Consider the following 19,156-nt stretch of genomic DNA (forward strand, 5'->3'; position numbering starts at 1 on the left):
GACGAGGAGCAACCTCGTCTTTTTTTCTCTACAAACATGAGTATACGTCTTCAATAAATTGATTTATTGCTTCTACAAATGCTTCTTTCTCTTCAACAGCAATGTTTATATAAACTCCATGAATTTTATCTGTAATAAAGTTATTGGATTCAATTCTCAAAACATCAATGGGTTTATCCTCCACCGTTGGATAACATAACACAATTTTTTTTGCATCTAACATATGAGCATAGAATAACATTTGATATACATCTGCGTTTCCAAATACAGAGGAAAATTTATTTTTGGTATCTAACACCGCCATTGCCTTTTCGTCTCTTTCATCATATCCATATAAAATGTCTGGCCTATAACTTTTTTCATATCCTTCACCAAACACTCCATATAATTTATCCATTTTCCAATCTTGAAACTTAGTATCATTGGTATAGTTAAATAAAATCTTTTTAACAAATTGCTCATATAGCAAATCAAAGTCAATTAAGAAACATTCACCATTCTTATCCCCTAGGTTTTCAAAATAATACTCTTTAATAATTAATATTGCGTAGAAATAAGCATCTTTACAATAATTATTTTTATTGCTGAATACTATCTTTGAATCTCTTTGCTCGTTATAGTCGTTTGAAATAGATTGTAAAGCCCTTTCATATTTTTGCAATTTGTGTCTATATTCGTCTATCCTTTTTACCTTATTCAAAGCAAATTTCAATGTCTTGTTAAGAGGAGTCTGTAATGATACTTCATCATATTGACTCAAAAAAGGTTCCTCTTTCAAAAGCATCACATTCTTATAACTGGGAACATAATCAACAGATCCTCTTATATATCTTGATTCTTCTACTACCTCAATATACTCTGTAGGGAGTCCATGTCTTAAAATCTTGTCTAAATCATTTAAAAATAGGTCAATTATATTTACATACTGACTTGAACGACTTAAATCAAAAACTTTATCCTGTAAATTGTTAAAATGACCATTTACAAAATAATACATCCTAAAGATATGTTTCATTCCCAATTTATCATGCTTCGGTAGCAATTCAATCATACGTCTTGGTGTTTTAATATAGCCTACATATCTTTGGCTCAGGTTTAAGATTCTTTGTTCTTTATCCAAACTATCAGGATTTATTCCTTTTGCTTTGAGCATTGACTCTAAAACATTTATTTCATCTTCAAAAATACTTATGGAATGACCTTGATTAATTTTAAAATTATTTCCCATTATTGAATCGCCTTCTTTTATAGTACAACTTCTGGGAATTGTTCTACTATTGCTTCTATAAACTCGTCATCTTCATATATCCGATCTGGAATTTTTTCTCCAAGTATATTCTGTAAATCATTCTTGTTTCCATATGTGTATTCTTCAAGAATTGGGAGCACGTTGTAATTGATAACATATTTAACCAATTTCTTAGACCATAAAATTCTATTTGTTGATTGATCCTTTTCAGCAAAATTAGGAAGGAAATAGGATTGACCTAATAATAGTTCTTCGTCATTAAGTGTATCAAGAATTTTTTTATTGATACTCCTATAAAGTCTTGAAACATCAATACCTAATTCCTCAACATCTGACAATTCCCTTACTATATCGTAATTTGGGAAAAGTTTAATAAAAGCAAATCTCCTACGTATTGCATTGTCTAAGATTGCAATACTTCTATCCGCTGAATTCATTGTTGCAATAATATAAAGATTGTCTGGTATTTGAAACTTATTTATTTCTCTACCATTGACACTTAATGGCTTTACAAGATCCACTGTATATTCTCTATCCAACCCTAAAATGGTTTCTCCAAATATCTTTGAAATATTACCACGATTAATTTCATCTATTACAAAAAGATACTTCTTTCCATCATTTCGAATTGCTTCCTGACACCAATGTAGAAAAATACCTGCCTTCGAAACAATTGTTCCATTCTCAATAGTTGACCCACCGATAAACTCTTCGTAAGTTGTAGATGGATGAAATTGGATATTAATTGTTTCATCAAAAAACTGGTTTCCATCCGCATCCTTCCAATTTTCCAAATCTTTGATAAACATGGATTTTCCTATTCCTGGAACACCATATAACACTATTTGCTTTCTTAACTCTAATAATTCCTTTATTTCATTAGTTGAGGGGTTTTTACCATTCAATTCTATATACCTCCGTACATCTTCAAGAACTAAAATATATGGATTTACCACGTTATAATCCCTTGAAGAACTGATTTCAGGATAATCTTCTCTAGTCTTAAATCGAAACATGCTTCTTAATTCTCGACCCTCAATCATATTTTCTTGATAGGTAATTTGGGTCGTTGATGTATCATCGTAAAATAACTCATCTAATTCCCTTTCAAGCAGATTTAAGGAATCAATTGTATATTGAACACAAAGTCTTGTGAATTCAGCATTGTCTATTGATTCATCTGCAGAAAAAGTAATAAATCTACAGTAATATGCAGAAAAGTAAGATAAGGATATTTTGTTTCCATTTAGATAAAGCTCTTTAAGAAGCTGTATGTAATTTCTTTTTAATCTAATGCTATCTTCCTGCTTTTCCAGAAATTTATCTATTAGAGTGTTATCTATTGTGTCAATCAGCCTACTCAACAAACCTTGAAAGGAAGACGCCTGATTGTAAAAATTCCCTTTTACAATTTCCTCTTTAATTGAAAATGGAAATAAACAACATTTCTTTATTCCTTCCTCATTAAAGTCAAACACAGCTCCAAGTTTGTGTAATCTATCATAGTATATCTTTTTTTCATCATCGGTCATTTGACCAGCCTTTTTTAAAGGCTTGTATGAATTTTGGTTGATTCCTACACCTTTACACAAAAAGAATAAGCCAAATTGCTCAGGAGAAGAAATAGATAGTTTTGAGAAATAATTTACGGATTCCTTTATACTTTCTTCACTAACAAAAACATCCACCTTTTTATCACCTCTTTATTCCTTAACCAAATTTTAACATAGGTCTTTCCTCACTGTCCCCTACTGAATTTAAAAAATGCCATAAAAAAAGGTATCTCACATAAGATACCTTAAATATTTAATGCAACTTGTCCATACTCTGGAATAATTACTTCTACCTCATTATTTACTTCCTCTGATCCAGAGCTATTACCTAAAGTAATGTCTAAGCACTTCTTAATAGAATCCCCAATGGCTTTACCTAATAGTGGAGGAACCGCATTTCCTATCATCTTATATTTTGCAGCAAGAGAATCACTAACGAACACAAAATCATCTGGAAATGATTGAATTCTCGCTATTTCTCTGACGCTATACCTTCTATCCTCAAGTGGATGTATAATACCACAATTCTCAGGTGTAGCAGCCGCAGTAATTGTTCCGTTTATCTCATTTCTAGCAAAGCGTCTATAAAAATTCGGTGCTCTGTACTTTTTCATATTATCTCTTATTCTTTTTAAGCGTGGTGGAAGTATTTCATAGGGTATATCTTTCCACGAACCCCCTTCATTAATATAAGGAATTAGAGCCTTAGATTGTGGAGAAAACTCCCATACTTCATCTTGGTTAGGTGTTTCTTTGGGTACATCAATTATGCTTCCAACAGTTAGAGATGGATCATCAGGAGAGTGAGTTGGTCTTGGAAAATCATATTTTACATTTAAGTCATTCCTAAAGGCCACAAATACTACACGATACCTTTGTTGTGGAACGCCATAATCACTTGCTTTTAATAACCTGTATTGAACACTATAGCCTGGTTCAATTGCTTCTAAAAAGTTAACTATAGAATTTAATAGTAAAGACCCATCTTTATTTTTAGTTGATAAAATCCCTCTGACATTTTCAAAGATAACAACCTTTGGTTTTTTATCATCAATTACTCTTAGACACTCTTCGTAAAGTGTCCCTCTTGCATCTTCAACACCTAGTCGATTTCCAGCTGAGGAAAATGGTTGACATGGAAAACCTGCAACCAATACATCACAGTCAGGGATATCTTTCGAATCTATATTTCTAATATCGCCTTCCACGATATTACCGATGTTATGTTGATAAGTAGTTACAGCATGTTTATCTAAATCATTAGCCCATACGACTTCAAACCCTGCCATTTCAAGCCCTAGGTCCAGGCCTCCGCAACCACTAAAGAGAGAGACAATTTTGTATGTCTCTGTTTTATCCATACTACATACCTCCGCACAAAACTTTAATTAAGTTATTTATATAAATACTATGATAAAATTCACGAGTATTGGAATTAGACTTATTATAACATTCTTTTAGTTTCTTGCCCTTTTATCAGTTTTTATCATATATTTCCATTTTCAAATTAACCATTCAAAAGATTAATTTAACACTTTGGTGTTATCAATCTGTCGTTTTATAGAATAAATGGTATTCCTTGATAAACTTGTTTTACGATGAATATCCATTACACTTACATTTTCTTGTAAACATTTTACTACTTCATCGTATAGTATTTTATCCCTACCAGTTGCACCTGCATGATATTTCTTTTTCCCCCCTTTGAACTTCCCTTGCTTCTTTGCAATTTCAATTCCCTCACGTTGAGCCGTTCGGATACGTTCTCTTTCTTCATCAACCATCCAAGATAATAACGTAAGGACAATATCTGAAACTAATTGTCCCACACCTTCGAGTTCTTTATATTTACGTGTATCAAGTATGGGCATATTTAATACAACTATGTCTATTTCTTCTTCCACCAAATTTTTCCACTCTACAAGTATTTGCTTTTTATTTCGTCCAAAACGACTTAAATCATGTACAACCAAAACATCACCAAAACGCATTTTAGAACGCATCTCTTGATATATTGGTCTATCGAAATCTTTTCCAGATTGTTTTTCATGAAAAATACGATCACAGCCATATTCCTCTAATTCCTTAATCTGGCGTGATAAATTCTGACTTTTCGAACTAATCCTTGCGTATCCAAATATCATTTTTTAACCGCACCCTTATTGAACAAGTCTGTTTGAACATTTCTATATCCTTATATTACTACATTTCTATCTGTTTGGACAGAGTGTACCTAAAAAGGACAGATAAAAATAATAGTAAAAAACCCTACAAATCAATTCTTGTAGGGAAGCCATGAAATTCAATGTTGATTTTTTATTTCTATGTTTCCAAATTACTCTTCTTGTTTTGGACGTAAAAGGAATTCTATGGTAACGAATGGAAAACTACTTTGGTGCTTGAAAACATTGACATCCAATAACTCTTCTCCCATTTCCTCACTCTGTTTCCTTCTCCAATCAATCATTTCATCAATCAATGATTCAACACAATTAATGGCAGATTTTCTTGTCCCCACCCATTTCCAAATATCTTGCTGTTGCTTTTTTATCACTTCAATCTTTTTGTCCATTTGTAAACCTCACTATCCCATTGTATGTCATCAACATTTTCAAGAATTAGTCCCTATTTTAACTCTGTTTTTCTAAACCTTATATTAATCGCATTAATTGCTAGTTCGACATTCAGCATGTCCAAGTTTCGGAACAGCTCTAATACTGTACCGCAGGGATAATTATTGTACAGATTGTAACCAAGCTGAACCAATGCTTTACCACTACTAGAAAGGGTAGCGATTTCATCATCTTCTATTCGAATCATTCTGTCTTGAAAATCATAAAAGAGATCCACCTGATTCGTAATTTCTTCGTAACCAGCCAAAATATAAAATAACGCTTTTCTTTCAATATCATTTGGATGTGTTCCATCCTTTTGTAATAAGAACTTAAAGTTTTCCTGATGATTTGGAAACAAATACATTGGATTTTCCTCCTGTTTTTTATTTGCATACTTTGTTCTATGCAGTTAGGAACAGAATGATAATGTGAGGGGGTAAATAATTATGTAGAAAAAGAAAAGATTCCCCTTTAATATGTGGGGAACCACTCCTTATAGACTGTATTTAGTTGGGTTGGTAAACAACATCAACTACTTTCTTAAACAGCCTAACTGCCATTTCTACCTTTTCCTTTGGGTCATCTGATTCAGGTATGGGGAAAACTATCCTTTTATCTTCAAAGATGATAGTTTCGAAGCAATCACTATTCATAAATTGCCTTACCATCCTTTGAAATAATGGTAATTGCCAATCACTTTCTAATCTAATAGCGGCTTCACTTGCAGCTAGATTGATAACAAAACTAAGGTCTGAATACCCTGAACCAAAGATGATTGGATTTACAGTTAATTTCTTCGAGCGATGGACATTAAGTAGGTACGGAACTTCTTTTCTTAAAGAAGATAAAAGATAGGAATTGATTTCTTTTGTTGAAGTAAATTCAAGTGGATAATTTGAAGCTGTTCCAGAGGAATCTTTAAATCCGTTTGGTATCTCACCCCATCGTTTCTCGACTTTTAATTTTGGAAGCACAAAATCATTTTGATTAATTTGCTTCCAGATTTCTGGATCCTTTTGTCGATTAAGATTGCCTAGCGTTTTCAAGTAACCTTCTTGTATTGAAAGAGCCAGAATTGTGATAGGATTCTCTAACACATGTAATTCAAACAAATCCCCAATAGCAGCCAAATATTCATCTTTAAACCTAGAAGCAATCCAGATAAAAATGCCACTCTCATTTTGATTTTTTTCTATTAGATACCTTACCTTCTCAAAATGATCTTTATCTGAACATCCTAATTGGCTTTCGATGTAAATTGGAGAGTTATGAGTTAAGTCTCTGCCAAAAATATCAATCCTCTTATCAGAGTCGTGTTCTAACTCGATTAATTCAACATCTCCAACAAAGTGTCTCAATAACTGTGGGTTTCTTTGCAGGATAAGGTTAAAGATATATTCCTTTTTACTTCCTTTTTTGCTCATCTGACATTCCTCCTAAAAGGGAAGCATCCAGCTCCCCTCTGTATTTTGATACGACAGTCTTTGCATTTTCTATCTTACTATTTATGGGGAAACGCAACTCCCAATAGGTATCCCAATTCTATTTCCAATACCTCTGCGAGACCATAAACTATACAGACACTTGGATTCGTTCGTTTATGACTCTCGATTCTGGAAATATAACTTTCGCTTGAATGGACTGCTGAGGCAACTTTTTTAATTGTGTAGCCTAAATCTTCTCGTCTTTGTTTGATAAGGTTTCCAAACTCTAGTGAAACCTCTTTTACTTTACTTTGGTTACTTTTCATTACAATCACCTACAATCATAGTTTTTTGCCAAAATTGATATTTGTTATCTTCATTTGACTACTTATCCTACTATTCCAGTCAACAAAACATAACGACCTAATTCTTTTATTTTGTCGTATATTGTTTTATCCTTTAAAATTGAAATGGGTTTTTCACGAAAGATGGTGATTTTCTACCCTTGGGGATTAAGATAGGATTTATGTTGAGGGAATTTAGTTGTTTGAGGAACTTTTTACGATAATACGTGGAATACTTGGATTCAACATAATCAAATCCATGTTTTGATATTTCGCACAAAAACAATAACAGCTTTTCTTTTTCAGAATCTTTCAGTTGGCTTTTATTGAGGATAGTTCGGACCCTAGTAATTTTGTAATAGTGGCCACTAAATAGAATTTCCCCAAAGTATTTCATCATATATTCCCTGAATAGCTCATTTTTAAAGTATTCCCTGAGACTTTTTTCTTTCCCTTTTCGGTACTTTTTGTATTTTAAATGTTGATTGAGTATTCTCGCTTCCAATCTCAACACCGAATCTTCATACCATTCCACCTTTCCTCTTTGCTCTTTCGCCTCTAATTCTTTGTCGTATACACAACTAATTACGCTATTACTGTTGAAATATAATGTTGTTTTATATTTCAAGTCTTTTTTTTGATGACGATGTTTTGATGTTGTCTTTCTGAACAAAAAGAGCAGCAGTTCCCTTTCTTCCGTAGGTATTTGTGCGTCCAAGCGATAATCTATTCTGGTCATACAAATACGATTAATGAACGAACTATCACGAAAAAGGAATAGGATGAATTCCTCAATTTTCCTTTCAGCTTTGTCGTAATCACTTTCTTCAATAGACGACTTATTCAGTAGCTTAACAAAATCAATAACGAAGAATAGCCTTATTCCATACTTTTTGATCACCCATGCTGTGATACCGTAAAAGTTTCTTTCAACCATTGGTTTAAGTTGGTCCAATGTAATACCTAAATTTCTTTCAATTAAATATGCTTCATCCATTGTCAAATTGATGTAAAAACGTGCAGTGTGTAGCATTTTCATTCCTCCTTCGAGTGTATTACGGGAAATTTTAAACCCTCTCATTTTTGCTAGTATTCTTTTGTTTTCTCTATAATTCTTTAATTTTCGCTAACATCCAGAGTCTTTTTTTCCCGAAAACCACCCATATTTAATGTATTTATCAACCACCTGTTAGGCAATTGACTTTTGAATGCTATGTCAGAAGGAAACAAATTATTCAATGGTAAAGTCGTATGTAGCTAAACAAAGGGGCAACCATAAATTGGCAACTTTACTAACCTGGGGTAGAACCTAATTTTTTAGACTTTGATTTGATAGTCTTGTAAAGTTATAAATACAAAGCAGCTACACCAAAGATAAAACACTAAGGAAAAGGAGATACAACATATGAAAAAAGATTTAATTTTGGATTATGAAGAATATATGAAGGATATACTTTTCGGGGAGAAGGATTCACAAAAAGTTCATGCTCAAAACTTCCTTAACGTTATGGTCGACTTGATTATTGAGAACAGTAATCAAGCGGAATTAAATAATAAGTCTGAGGAAAGGCAGGTTGCATAACATGGAAAAAGCAGTAGGATATGTTCGTGTTTCAACAGATTTACAACTTGATGGCTATTCAATTAATGCTCAGATTGAGAGAATTGAGGATTATTGTAAATCCAAAAATATTACCTTGGAGAAAATCTATAATGAAGAATCGGGATCTGGTTCCTCATTAAAGAATCGCCCAGAATTCATCCAAATGATACAAGATGTACTTTCTTCTGAGAATACGGAAAAAACGTATATTGTTGTATGGTCGTCTGATAGATTTGCTCGAAAACTCTTAGATGCAAAATATATCACTGAACTAATATCAAAAAAAGGACATCATTTAGTTTGCATTTCTGAGGGCATCAATACTGAAGATCCATACGCACGTTTTGCGTTAGATATTCTTCTAGCATTTTCAGAGAATACTAGACACAAAATCAATCAAACTTGTAAAGAAGGAATGCGTAGAAGAGCGGTAGAAGGTTACTTTAATGGAGGACGGGTTTTCGGCTATACATCAACTCCATCTAAAACCCTTAAAGTTAATCCTGATGAGGCCAAAGTTGTAGAGTTCATTTTTGATCGGTATACAGATGATCATTGGGGCTATAAAAAAATAGCACATTTCCTCAATACGCAATATACAGAAGCTAAGTTAGAAAGAGAATGGGATGTAATTTCGGTTAAAACTATCGTTACAAACCCCATTTATGCAGGATATATTCGATGGGGAGAAAGGAATGGAGAAAGAAAAGTCTATGAGGGAAAACATCAAGCTATCATCAGCCAGGCTAAGTGGGAAAAGGCAACAAAAATATTTGATTCCAAAAGTAAAAAACCAATAAAGATTCATAAAGGGTCTTACTTTCTATCTGGGTTACTAAAATGCCCAGAATGTGGGTCTTCTATGGTTCAGCATAAATCCAAAGGTGGTAAATACCTGTATTATCAATGTAGCAGAAATAAGACAAAGGGTCTCTGTAATTCGAACCTAATCAACAAAGAAGCTGCAGAACAAAAAGTCCTCTCTGAATTATCCTCAAAACTACAATCCCCTGAATATGAAAATCTCCTCATAGAAAAAATTAACTCACAAATCAAACTCGAACAAATCCCGATTAAAAGGCAAATTTCAATGATTGAAAAAGAGGAAAAGGATCTTCAAAGAAAAGTGAACGAAGTAATTGACTTATATACAAGTCAAACAATTTCCAAAGAAACATTACAAGATCAGTTATCAAGATATGAAAGTATGAAAGTAGATTTAAAAACTCGAAAACAAATGATAGAAACCAAACTAAGCCTATCCTCTTCACAGAACACCACATTTATCGTCAAACAGGTTTTAAACAACTTTGAAGGTTTCTTTTGTTCTTTTGGAGACACCGAAAAAAAGGAACTTTTGCGGGAGATTATATCAGATATTCATGTTGAGGAAGTAGATACAGGTGGCAAGAGGAAAAAACGCCAAATTTCTGAAATTCACTATCACTTCGATGAAAAAACTTTAAAAGAAATAGCATCTTAAAAGAAATTAGGAAAGGAGAACATCCTTTCCTTTTTTATTTTGTACATAGTATCATGGTATTGAAAGGAGGTACTATATGTTTAACGAAATCAAAAAGGTCTGTCTTTATATACGTGTTTCAACCGAGGAACAAGCAACAGAAGGTTATAGCCTTTCCGCTCAGGTAAATACATTGCGACAATACGCAGAACTCCAGGGATGGTATGTTACAAATGTATATGCAGATGAAGGCATAAGCGGAAAATCAATTAAAGGGAGACCACAATTACAACAGTTGCTTGTTGATATGCAATACGGGCAATTTGATGGGATTCTTGTTTGGAAGATTTCTCGATTATCCCGATCTCTTTATGATACTTTGACATTACTAAAGAGGTTTGAAGAATTTAACGTACAATTTGTTTCATACTCTGAAAACTTCGATACATCTACCCCTATTGGCCGACTTGTATTACAACTTATGGCGGGTATTGCTGAAATGGAGCGGAATACTCTTAGCGACAATGTAAAACTCGGTATGAAACAAAAAGCATTGGAAGGTGGTTGGAACGGCGGTAGTGTTTTAGGGTATGATTCAATTGATGGAGAGCTTGTAATTAATGAAAAGGAAGCAGAGGTAGTTAGAATTATCTTTACAGAATACGCACAAGGTAAAGGATTAAAAGCTGTTGCAAACAAACTTAATAAGTCTGGATATAAAACAAAAAGAGGAAGATTATTTTCTATAAATGGTATTGCACAAATTCTTGATAATCCAATGTACATCGGGAAAATTCGTTGGATGCGGATGAACGATTGGAACACAAAAAGACGTAAAGGCAAAAATCCAAATCCTATTATAGTAGATGGTAATCACAAAGCAATTATTTCAAAGGATTTATGGGCTATTGTGCAAGAACTTAGAACAAACAAATCTTTTAAACAAAAGCAATCTGATGAGCCATTCTTATTAAATGCTTTACTCCGATGTCCCGTTTGTGGACAAGGTATGGTTCCTCATATAACTACTTATAAAAGAAAAGATGGGACAAAAAGAAAACACCGATATTATGAATGTGGTGATTTCCATAATAAAGGTACAGTAGCTTGTAATGCAAACTCTGTACGTGCATTTGAAGCAGAAGAGCGTGTATTTTCTCTTATTAAGAATTTCATTCAAAATGATGAACAAATAAGGGAAAAGATTCAGGGAATAAATCAGAATAACAGTCAGCATGAAAATGCCTTCCAACAAGAAATTGATGAGTTAAATAAAAGGATTAACGAACTGAATGATCTGCAAGAACGATATTTTCATGCGTTCGAGAACAAACTATTCCCGCTTGATATGCTACAAGATAGGCTAAGGTTGGTTTCTGAAGAAAAAACTGCAATAGAATATAAATTAAACAGTTTGAGGGGAGAAATTACTCGCTCCATTAATAAGACTATCTCCCCACAACTTATCAAAGAATTACTACAAAGATTTATCATTGTTTATGAAGACGGAACCAGAGAACAGAAGAAGCATTTGTTACAACTTCTTGTAAAGCAAATTAATGTTGCCTTACAACCAAATGGCCCATTGAAGAGAGGCGTTGAATCAATCGAGTTAGAGTTTGACTTCTTGGATCAACATAATTCCAAGTCTATCATCCTTATTCATCACTTATTTGGCGACTCAAAATGGTCTAATTTATCCATAATTGACCCAAACAATAGACATTTACCTCCATATCTTCAAAAGTTTTTGCCTCTATTTATGGTACGGTTCCCCCCTCATAATCCGAAAAGCCCGATAAACCTGCTCCACCAAAATCAACCGCATCAATTGATGGGGAAATGTCATCTTGCTAAACGACAACTTATCATCTGCTCGCCTTAACACTTCATCGCTTAATCCCAACGATCCGCCAATAATAAATGTCACTTTGCTCTTCCCGTATGTACCTAACTTATCGAGTGTGTCGGCTAACTCCTCGGATGACTTTTGCTTGCCCTCTATCGCAAGTGCAATAACGTGTGCATCAGCTTGAACTTTGGCAAGGATTCTTTCTCCTTCTTTTTTCTTCACTTGCAGCATCTCGGCATCGCTTAAGATTTCGGGTGCCTTTTCGTCTGGCACCTCAATAATTTCTATTTTAGAATAGCTTGAAAGCCTTTTTGTATATTCTTCGATTCCAAGCTTTAAATATTTTTCTTTTAACTTTCCTACTGTAATAATTGAGATATTCACATGCTTTCCTCACTTTACAAACAAGATATCCACAATACTTATCCACATATCCACATTTTTAATCCACATATAGTATGGAATCACTTGTTCGCCACCATATATATGGCATTATTTTTACAATATTCACAGGTTGTTGATAACTTTTTTTCTTCTGAAATTTGTTCTAAAATCGGAAAGGTTTCATACTCATTTACAACGGAATCTATTGCTATATCAACGTGTTCAGCACAACTATAAATCATATCTTCTTCTCCTTTTAGCTCTTACTGTTTTCATTTTTCTAAAAATAATTGTGGATAATATTTCTTCTTGACCTTATTATTAGTTATCCACATTCCATCTTATCATTCTACCTAAAAACTGCAACTACTCTAATGAAATTCCTCTGCTTTTTTCGATAAAACCTTATCCACAAGCATTTATTTATTTTTTTCAGAAACTATTTCGCTCCATTACATCTATTCAGCAATAGTATCTCCATTCAAAAAATACGTACACATAAAAAAAGTAGAGCGATACCTAAATAAGGCTTCGCTCTACTTTCTTAACTACATTTCTTCCTCTGATAACGTAAGCTCTGTTGTTTCTAGTTTACCGTTTCGATAATATTTCACTTCCATTTTATCGCCGATTTTCTTCTCCGTATATAAATGCTTTCTTAATGCAATTAAATCGACTATTTCTTCCCCATCTAGTTCTACGATAACATCTAGCTCTTTTAATCCTGCTTTTTGCGCTGGAGAATTTCGTGAAACATCTTTTATCGCAACGCCTGTTGTAACATCATTCGGTAATTTCAAAGCTTCCTGCTGATAGTAGCCTGGAATATCACTAACAGATTGTAGTTCTACCCCCATATAAGGGCGCTGCACTTCTCCATGTTGTTCTAAATCCTCAATAATTGGAATCGCTGAGTTAATGGGAATCGCAAGTCCAATTCCCTCTACCGCAGATTCAGCAATCTTCATGCTATTAATACCGATAAGCTGTCCTTCGATATTAACCAGTGCACCACCACTATTTCCTGGATTAATCGCTGCATCTGTTTGAATAACTTCTGATTGCCAATCAGGTGTCCCATCTTCATTTATATCGACAGGGATAGTTCGCTGTAAGCCAGATATGATTCCTTGCGTGACAGAACCAGAAAACGTTAATCCGAGAGGATTCCCAATTGCAATGACTGGTTCTCCTGCCTTTAAGCTGTCGGAATTGCCAAACTCTGCTACTTTTGTTATCTCTTTTGCAGCTACTTCAACTACTGCTAAATCGGTCCAAATATCGGCACCTATTAGCTTAGCGTTAATTTTTTTTCCATCGGATAACGTGACCTCAAGTTCTGTTGCTCCTTGGACTACATGATTATTTGTGACAATAAATGCTTTGCCGCCACTTTTCTTATAAATAACTCCAGAACCTGTGCCCGCTTCTTGGGCTGTTGTTTCATCTGCCCAGAAATTAGAGGACTGCAGATTGGTAATACCGACAACTGAGTCCGCTGCTTTATCCACTGCCTTAGTAATATCCGTTTCCACGTTCAATGAAATATTCTGTGTTTTTATCCCATCAGAATTAGTTACGATTTGCTCATTTTCATTTCCGTTCTGAAAAATTGCTAAGTCCGTCAAACGGGGGCTTAATAATAATACTAGTAATGCTCCTATCACCGCACCTATAAATCCAGAGAAGAAATAGCCTCTTCTTGAGCCTCTCTTTGGCCCATCTCCCCGATTACCGTAATCATACTCCACAAGCTTCATTCCTTTCTAAAGACATAATCTAAAAATCATCCTTAACCTATATCCTTATTATTTTTCCTGTTTTTCAAAAAAACAAACGAAATACTTCAAGAAGTTTTCTCCCTATCATGCCCAAAAGCCTTCCTGCCATACTTTTATTTCTCTAGTAAAAAAAGCGAATATCTGACTATCCGCTTTTTTCGATCCTGCTATATAGCCATAAGCTTTGTTGGTATTCTTGGATCGGTATCAAATAAATGAACTTGTTCCCCCAATCCAACGCCACGGCTTTCTAATGTCTGTCCAACTGACATCCTTGCTAGATCCTTCATATTATTATCTAAGCTTAAGTGCGCAAGGTATATATGCTTTGTACGATCTCCAATCACTTCACTCATGGCTATCGCAGCATCCTCGTTACAGACATGTCCCACATCACTTAAGATACGTCTTTTAATATTCCATGGATATTTTCCCATCCGCAGCATCTGCACATCATGATTGCTTTCAAATACATACGAATCTGCATTGGAAATAATTCCTTTCATTCGATCACTTACGTACCCAGTATCTGTGATAAGAACGAGCTTTTTCTCCCCTTCATGAAATACATAAAACATTGGCTCTGCTGCATCATGAGATACACCAAAGGATTCAATGGAGACATTGCCGAATGTCTTTACTGTTTCCATATCAAAATGAAATTTCTGCTCGACGGGAATTTCCCCAATGAGTGGATCCATTGCTTTCCATGTTTTTTCATTCGCATAGATCGGCAGTTTATACTTTCTTGCAACAATACCTACCCCTTTAATATGGTCACTATGCTCATGTGTTACTAATATGCCTGTTAGATCACTCATTTTTCGTTCAATGCCTTGAAATAAGCCTTCCATTTGCTTTCCGCTTAATCCAGCATCCACTAAAAAGGAATGTTCTCCTGATTCAACAAAAATGGCATTTCCTGTACTGCCACTTGCGAGAACACTAAACCGCATTTTCTCTCACTCCACTTTCATTTCCTCTGTTTCTGGCTGAATAACTTGTCCATCTAGCGCGTTTACATAAAAATCTTCTTCGTTCACTGTTACTTTCCAAGTTGGTGCTAGCAGCTGTGCCGAAGTATCAAGCTGTGTATAATACCCTAGTTCTATATGACTTACATATGAACCACTTTCAATGAAATTATTCTTAAATAAGTTAAGAATAGCATCAGGCGGCTGCATAATGACCTCTTCTTTATCCATCTCTTTAATGTTTTCTAAATATGTCTGGTTATAAGAAACAATTTTGTTTTCTTCATTGACATTAAAGGTAAGCTCCGCTTTAGGATTGCGATACAATGTCTTTCCTGCATGCTGCTGATAGTACTTTATCGTGTTCCCCTTCTTTTCCAGAAAGCGATACTCTGCACCGTTAAGTACGGAATTAAGCAGAAAATCAGACAACTCATCGGGATCGAACTCTTTATCTATACTGATTGGTTTCTCTAGGACTGCTTGAAGATATATGCTATCTCTTACCGTAATTTCTTGACCGCTTAATAATCCCTTTTCCAACTTCTTGATCTCATCATCGGTAAATTTCTTCGATTTGGCAGATAAATATTGATCCTTCACATTATTCACTGGCAGTTTCTCTTTATCGTAATCAATTCCTAGCCGTGACAATGTGTGTGTTGGTGGTTCTGTTGGTAAATCATCGGCCCGCTGGTATTCCTTAATTTTTACATATTCATAAATTAAATAAACATCTAATAGTAAAAAGGCAATGATAAATATTGTCTTTATCTTACTCCAGTCCATCTAAGCTGCCCCCTGTTCCTTCCGAATATAGGGAATACCATTTATGATCATATTGGTAAAACCAAGTTGGCTGTAAAGACACGATACTTTGCGAATCGACCTGCATATCGTATCCCAGTACGATCTTCTGGAGTTTTTCCATCTTCAGTTTTTTATTGCTTTTAAGATATTTTAGAACATCCTCTCCTGATGAGACAGTCTCTTTCGAAAAATCAAACGGAGTGGTTGTATTAATAATAATTAAATTACTCGTTAACAGGCGCTTTGCCTTATTATCTTCCCAGTATAATCGAATATCGGACAACTCCGTATTTAGATTGAACACAGGCATCCCATTTGTATTGTATAAGCGAAAGGTAACCTTTCTATCTTCATCTCGTCCTACATAAAGATAGTCATTAATCCAGCCGCCACGTTCATTAATCAATTCGATACTATTATTTATTATATGGTTCTGAGTCATTTCATTCGAAATGCCTGCAGGTTTAAAGAAACTAACTATATGGGTATCTTTATATATTCGTAATAAACCTGAATCATCCGTATACTCTTCCCAATTTGTCAGAATTTCTTTTTGAGCAATACTAGGCTCTTCAAATAATGCTCTGCTTAAGCGAATAGATTCAATTTGTCTTGTAAAGTATTTATATTTATTTACTTCCTGCTTACCATTAGGCAAGTAAATTAAATACTGGTCATTAGGTTTATAAGAAAAATAGGTAGAGTACACTGTCTTTTTCGCATAAACATTGTCTTTCAATTTATTAAGCTGCTCTATATAAGTTGCATTTATCGATGTTTCATATACTTTCCCTGTTTCTTTAGACAGAAAATAAACATTTCCATCTTTATAAGAAAACAAGATCGTATCAAAATCAAAAGAATTATCTTGATCAATTCTTAAAATATCTTTGTAAATACGAAAAGGAACTTGCCCTGGAAACCTTATTTCTAGACCATTATTCTGCGCTTCTAAAAAAGTAGCTATACTAGGAATGGTGGAAGATATATTACGGAAATTCCCATAATCAAATTCTTTCAATCTATTTAGAATATGGTCTACTTCCTCCTTAGAAATTGTACCATAATGCTGCCCATCAATGTGTTGGTAAATTTCATCAGGTTTTATTACTTCACTGACTTCCTTTTTATCCCCTAATGCCTCTTGCTTCATAGTAGAACCACTAGTATCCATCGCATCAAACTCTCCACCTTGGTCTGTCCAAAGGAGATAATATAATAACACGCTTAATGCTACCAGCAAGATTAAAATGCCACTTTTTACGTTCTCATATTTCATCCCCAATCATCCTCTTCAGATTGAATATACGGTAGGGTGAAAGATATTTTTGTTCCTTTTCCTTCTTTACTGGATGCCCAAATTCTTCCCCCGTGTGCCTCTACCATTTCTTTCGCAATAGCAAGGCCAAGTCCTGTTCCGCCAAGCTTACGTGTTCTCGCTTTATCAACACGGTAGAAACGATCAAATATTTTATCAATATTTTCTTTTGGAATACCTACGCCATTATCCGATACACTTACGATAATTTGCTGTTCTTGCTCCTTTATAGAAAAAGTAATTTTCCCACCTTCAGGAGAGTATTTCAAGGCATTAGAAATTATATTATCAAGAACCTGTGTCAATTTATCTTCATCAATTTCCACAAAGGCTGCTTTCTTAGGCAATTTTCTTATAAAAATAACATTTTGTTCCTTCGTCAATTCAAAACGATCAATAATGCGATTATAAAATACGATGAAATCAACAAGTTCCTTATTTAACTGATAATCACGACTATCCAATTTAGAAAGCTGTAATAAGTCATTTACAAGACGTATCATACGCTCTGTTTCCGTTTGTGTAACATTAAGGAATTTCGGAGCTAATTCGTCATCTTTCCATGCCCCATCATATAGAGCCTCTACATAACTGCGCATTGTTGTTAACGGCGTGCGCAATTCATGGGAAACATTTGCCACAAACTCTTTTCTTTCCATATCAATCTTTTCTTGTTCGGTAATATCGTGGAGAACCGTAATTAAACCATTTACAAATCCTGTTTCTTTTTGGATAACCGAAAAATTCGCCCGTAATACATATGGCTCATAATGGGTACTATAATCCAAAATAACCGATTCTCTTTCCTCGAGAAGTTCCTCAAATGTATACTTCCCATTAAGATCAAGAAGATTAACAATTGGTTCAGAAAGGACTGTTTCACGTGAAACATCCAGCATTTTTGCAGCTGGCTCATTAATAAGAATAATCCGTCCTTTTCTATCTGTCGCAATTACTCCGTCTGTCATATAGGCTAATACTGAAGATAGTTTTCTTCTTTCACTTTCTGTTGTAGCCTGTGACTCTTGAAGCTTCTTAGTCAAATTATTAAAAGTGATCGCCAGCTGGCCAATTTCATCAAATCCATACACCTTTACCTTTCGAGAGAAATTCCCCTTGGATAAAGCAAAGGCATGCTTTTGCATATCAGAAATTGGCTTAGTGATCGTTCTTGCTAACAGGACTCCCAAAATAGCGGTAACAACCAATGTAATAATGGTTCCTTTTTGGAAGATTTGATTGATCTTATCAATTTGTTTATACACATTCTCAATTTTCCCTACCAAATAAATGGCTCCGACTATTTCATCTCCATTTGTCTTTATAGGAGTAATCAGCTCATAGATTTTCTCGCCATTTTTCTGCTTGATCGGATTATCTGGCTGGGAAGAATTAGATAAAACTCGTCTTACCGAATAGTCGACCATTCTCTGGCCAACTAAATTTTGATTTTCCGGATCCGAAGTTCCAACTATAATACCATTACTATTAACTACTCTAATTTCCTTAATATCAGAAGAATTATTATCACTTAGAATTCTTCTAATATCATCTTCTAACGTTGAATCCCCATTTTCGACGACTCTTTCCTTTACAAGCTGCTCTTCTAAATAAATCGATAAGATATTTACTTTCTCTTGAATCGATACTTTAAAACTATCCAATAAGGTTGTCTGTAAAGTCTTTACAAAATAGACTCCAATAATCTGAATAGAAATTAGAATAAGCAAAACAATTACTACCACAAGCTTCAAATGAATAGAACGAAAAAAACTCACTTTTTTCAT

The 19,156-nt window shown here is 34.3% G+C and carries 18 protein-coding genes and 1 pseudogene; 3 read left to right on the forward strand and 16 right to left on the reverse strand.

Features of this window, described 5'->3' with window-relative positions:
- Nucleotides 1–28: 28 nt before the first annotated feature.
- From NX902_RS24415 to NX902_RS24455, 9 genes are all read right to left on the reverse strand, one after another.
- Nucleotides 29–1,228: a 5-methylcytosine restriction system specificity protein McrC gene (locus tag NX902_RS24415; RefSeq protein WP_341161056.1), complete on the reverse strand. Its 1,200-nt coding sequence runs from the start codon at nucleotides 1,226–1,228 to the stop codon at nucleotides 29–31.
- A gap of 17 nt (nucleotides 1,229–1,245) precedes the next feature.
- On the reverse strand, nucleotides 1,246–2,937 hold the full coding sequence (locus NX902_RS24420) for an McrB family protein (RefSeq protein WP_341161057.1): 1,692 nt from the start codon (nucleotides 2,935–2,937) through the stop codon (nucleotides 1,246–1,248).
- A 110-nt stretch (nucleotides 2,938–3,047) separates the two neighbouring features.
- The gene (locus NX902_RS24425) at nucleotides 3,048–4,163 is read right to left on the reverse strand and encodes a DNA cytosine methyltransferase (RefSeq protein ID WP_341161058.1); all 1,116 of its coding nucleotides are present in this window, start codon (nucleotides 4,161–4,163) and stop codon (nucleotides 3,048–3,050) included.
- Between the two features lie 162 nt (nucleotides 4,164–4,325).
- Nucleotides 4,326–4,946 (reverse strand): recombinase family protein, encoded by a 621-nt coding sequence (locus tag NX902_RS24430; RefSeq protein WP_341161059.1) that lies wholly within the window; start codon nucleotides 4,944–4,946, stop codon nucleotides 4,326–4,328.
- 191 nt (nucleotides 4,947–5,137) lie between these two features.
- Nucleotides 5,138–5,374, reverse strand: a complete 237-nt coding sequence (locus tag NX902_RS24435) for a hypothetical protein (protein ID WP_341161060.1) — start codon at nucleotides 5,372–5,374, stop codon at nucleotides 5,138–5,140.
- Between the two features lie 53 nt (nucleotides 5,375–5,427).
- Entirely contained in the window at nucleotides 5,428–5,781 is a 354-nt protein-coding gene (locus tag NX902_RS24440) for a DUF6075 family protein (RefSeq protein WP_341161061.1), read from the reverse strand.
- A gap of 142 nt (nucleotides 5,782–5,923) precedes the next feature.
- Nucleotides 5,924–6,841: a hypothetical protein gene (locus tag NX902_RS24445; protein WP_341161062.1), complete on the reverse strand. Its 918-nt coding sequence runs from the start codon at nucleotides 6,839–6,841 to the stop codon at nucleotides 5,924–5,926.
- Nucleotides 6,842–6,918: 77 nt separating this feature from the next.
- Nucleotides 6,919–7,167, reverse strand: coding sequence for a helix-turn-helix domain-containing protein (locus NX902_RS24450; RefSeq protein WP_341161063.1), 249 nt, complete (start codon nucleotides 7,165–7,167; stop codon nucleotides 6,919–6,921).
- A gap of 133 nt (nucleotides 7,168–7,300) precedes the next feature.
- Nucleotides 7,301–8,218 (reverse strand): phage/plasmid replication domain-containing protein, encoded by a 918-nt coding sequence (locus NX902_RS24455; protein WP_341161064.1) that lies wholly within the window; start codon nucleotides 8,216–8,218, stop codon nucleotides 7,301–7,303.
- A gap of 372 nt (nucleotides 8,219–8,590) precedes the next feature.
- Between NX902_RS24455 and NX902_RS24460 the strand changes: the two genes are divergently transcribed.
- From NX902_RS24460 to NX902_RS24470, 3 genes and pseudogenes are all read left to right on the forward strand, one after another.
- Nucleotides 8,591–8,767, forward strand: coding sequence for a hypothetical protein (locus tag NX902_RS24460; RefSeq protein ID WP_341161065.1), 177 nt, complete (start codon nucleotides 8,591–8,593; stop codon nucleotides 8,765–8,767).
- A 1-nt stretch (nucleotide 8,768) separates the two neighbouring features.
- Nucleotides 8,769–10,271 (forward strand): recombinase family protein, encoded by a 1,503-nt coding sequence (locus tag NX902_RS24465; RefSeq protein WP_341161066.1) that lies wholly within the window; start codon nucleotides 8,769–8,771, stop codon nucleotides 10,269–10,271.
- A 76-nt stretch (nucleotides 10,272–10,347) separates the two neighbouring features.
- Nucleotides 10,348–11,403 (forward strand): annotated as a pseudogene (locus NX902_RS24470) (recombinase family protein); the annotation flags it as partial.
- A gap of 603 nt (nucleotides 11,404–12,006) precedes the next feature.
- Here the strand turns inward: NX902_RS24470 and rlmH are convergent.
- From rlmH to walK, 7 genes are all read right to left on the reverse strand, one after another.
- Nucleotides 12,007–12,486, reverse strand: a complete 480-nt coding sequence (gene rlmH, locus NX902_RS24475) for a 23S rRNA (pseudouridine(1915)-N(3))-methyltransferase RlmH (RefSeq protein ID WP_095333261.1) — start codon at nucleotides 12,484–12,486, stop codon at nucleotides 12,007–12,009.
- Between the two features lie 80 nt (nucleotides 12,487–12,566).
- Nucleotides 12,567–12,728 (reverse strand): CxxH/CxxC protein, encoded by a 162-nt coding sequence (locus NX902_RS24480; protein ID WP_095333260.1) that lies wholly within the window; start codon nucleotides 12,726–12,728, stop codon nucleotides 12,567–12,569.
- Between the two features lie 306 nt (nucleotides 12,729–13,034).
- Nucleotides 13,035–14,246: a S1C family serine protease gene (locus NX902_RS24485; protein ID WP_095320359.1), complete on the reverse strand. Its 1,212-nt coding sequence runs from the start codon at nucleotides 14,244–14,246 to the stop codon at nucleotides 13,035–13,037.
- Nucleotides 14,247–14,434: 188 nt separating this feature from the next.
- Nucleotides 14,435–15,223: an MBL fold metallo-hydrolase gene (locus tag NX902_RS24490; RefSeq protein ID WP_047941022.1), complete on the reverse strand. Its 789-nt coding sequence runs from the start codon at nucleotides 15,221–15,223 to the stop codon at nucleotides 14,435–14,437.
- Between the two features lie 6 nt (nucleotides 15,224–15,229).
- Nucleotides 15,230–16,030 carry a two-component system regulatory protein YycI gene (locus tag NX902_RS24495; RefSeq protein WP_341123493.1) on the reverse strand — a complete coding sequence of 267 codons (801 nt, stop codon included), beginning with the start codon at nucleotides 16,028–16,030 and terminating at the stop codon, nucleotides 15,230–15,232.
- The gene (locus NX902_RS24500) at nucleotides 16,017–17,330 is read right to left on the reverse strand and encodes a YycH family regulatory protein (protein WP_341161067.1); all 1,314 of its coding nucleotides are present in this window, start codon (nucleotides 17,328–17,330) and stop codon (nucleotides 16,017–16,019) included. Before NX902_RS24500 ends, NX902_RS24495 begins: the two co-directional genes overlap by 14 nt.
- Entirely contained in the window at nucleotides 17,327–19,156 is a 1,830-nt protein-coding gene (gene walK, locus NX902_RS24505; RefSeq protein WP_095333252.1) for a cell wall metabolism sensor histidine kinase WalK, read from the reverse strand. Before walK ends, NX902_RS24500 begins: the two co-directional genes overlap by 4 nt.

The sequence above is a fragment of the Niallia sp. FSL W8-0954 genome, assembly GCF_038005605.1.
Taxonomy (GTDB): domain Bacteria; phylum Bacillota; class Bacilli; order Bacillales; family Cytobacillaceae; genus Niallia; species Niallia circulans_A.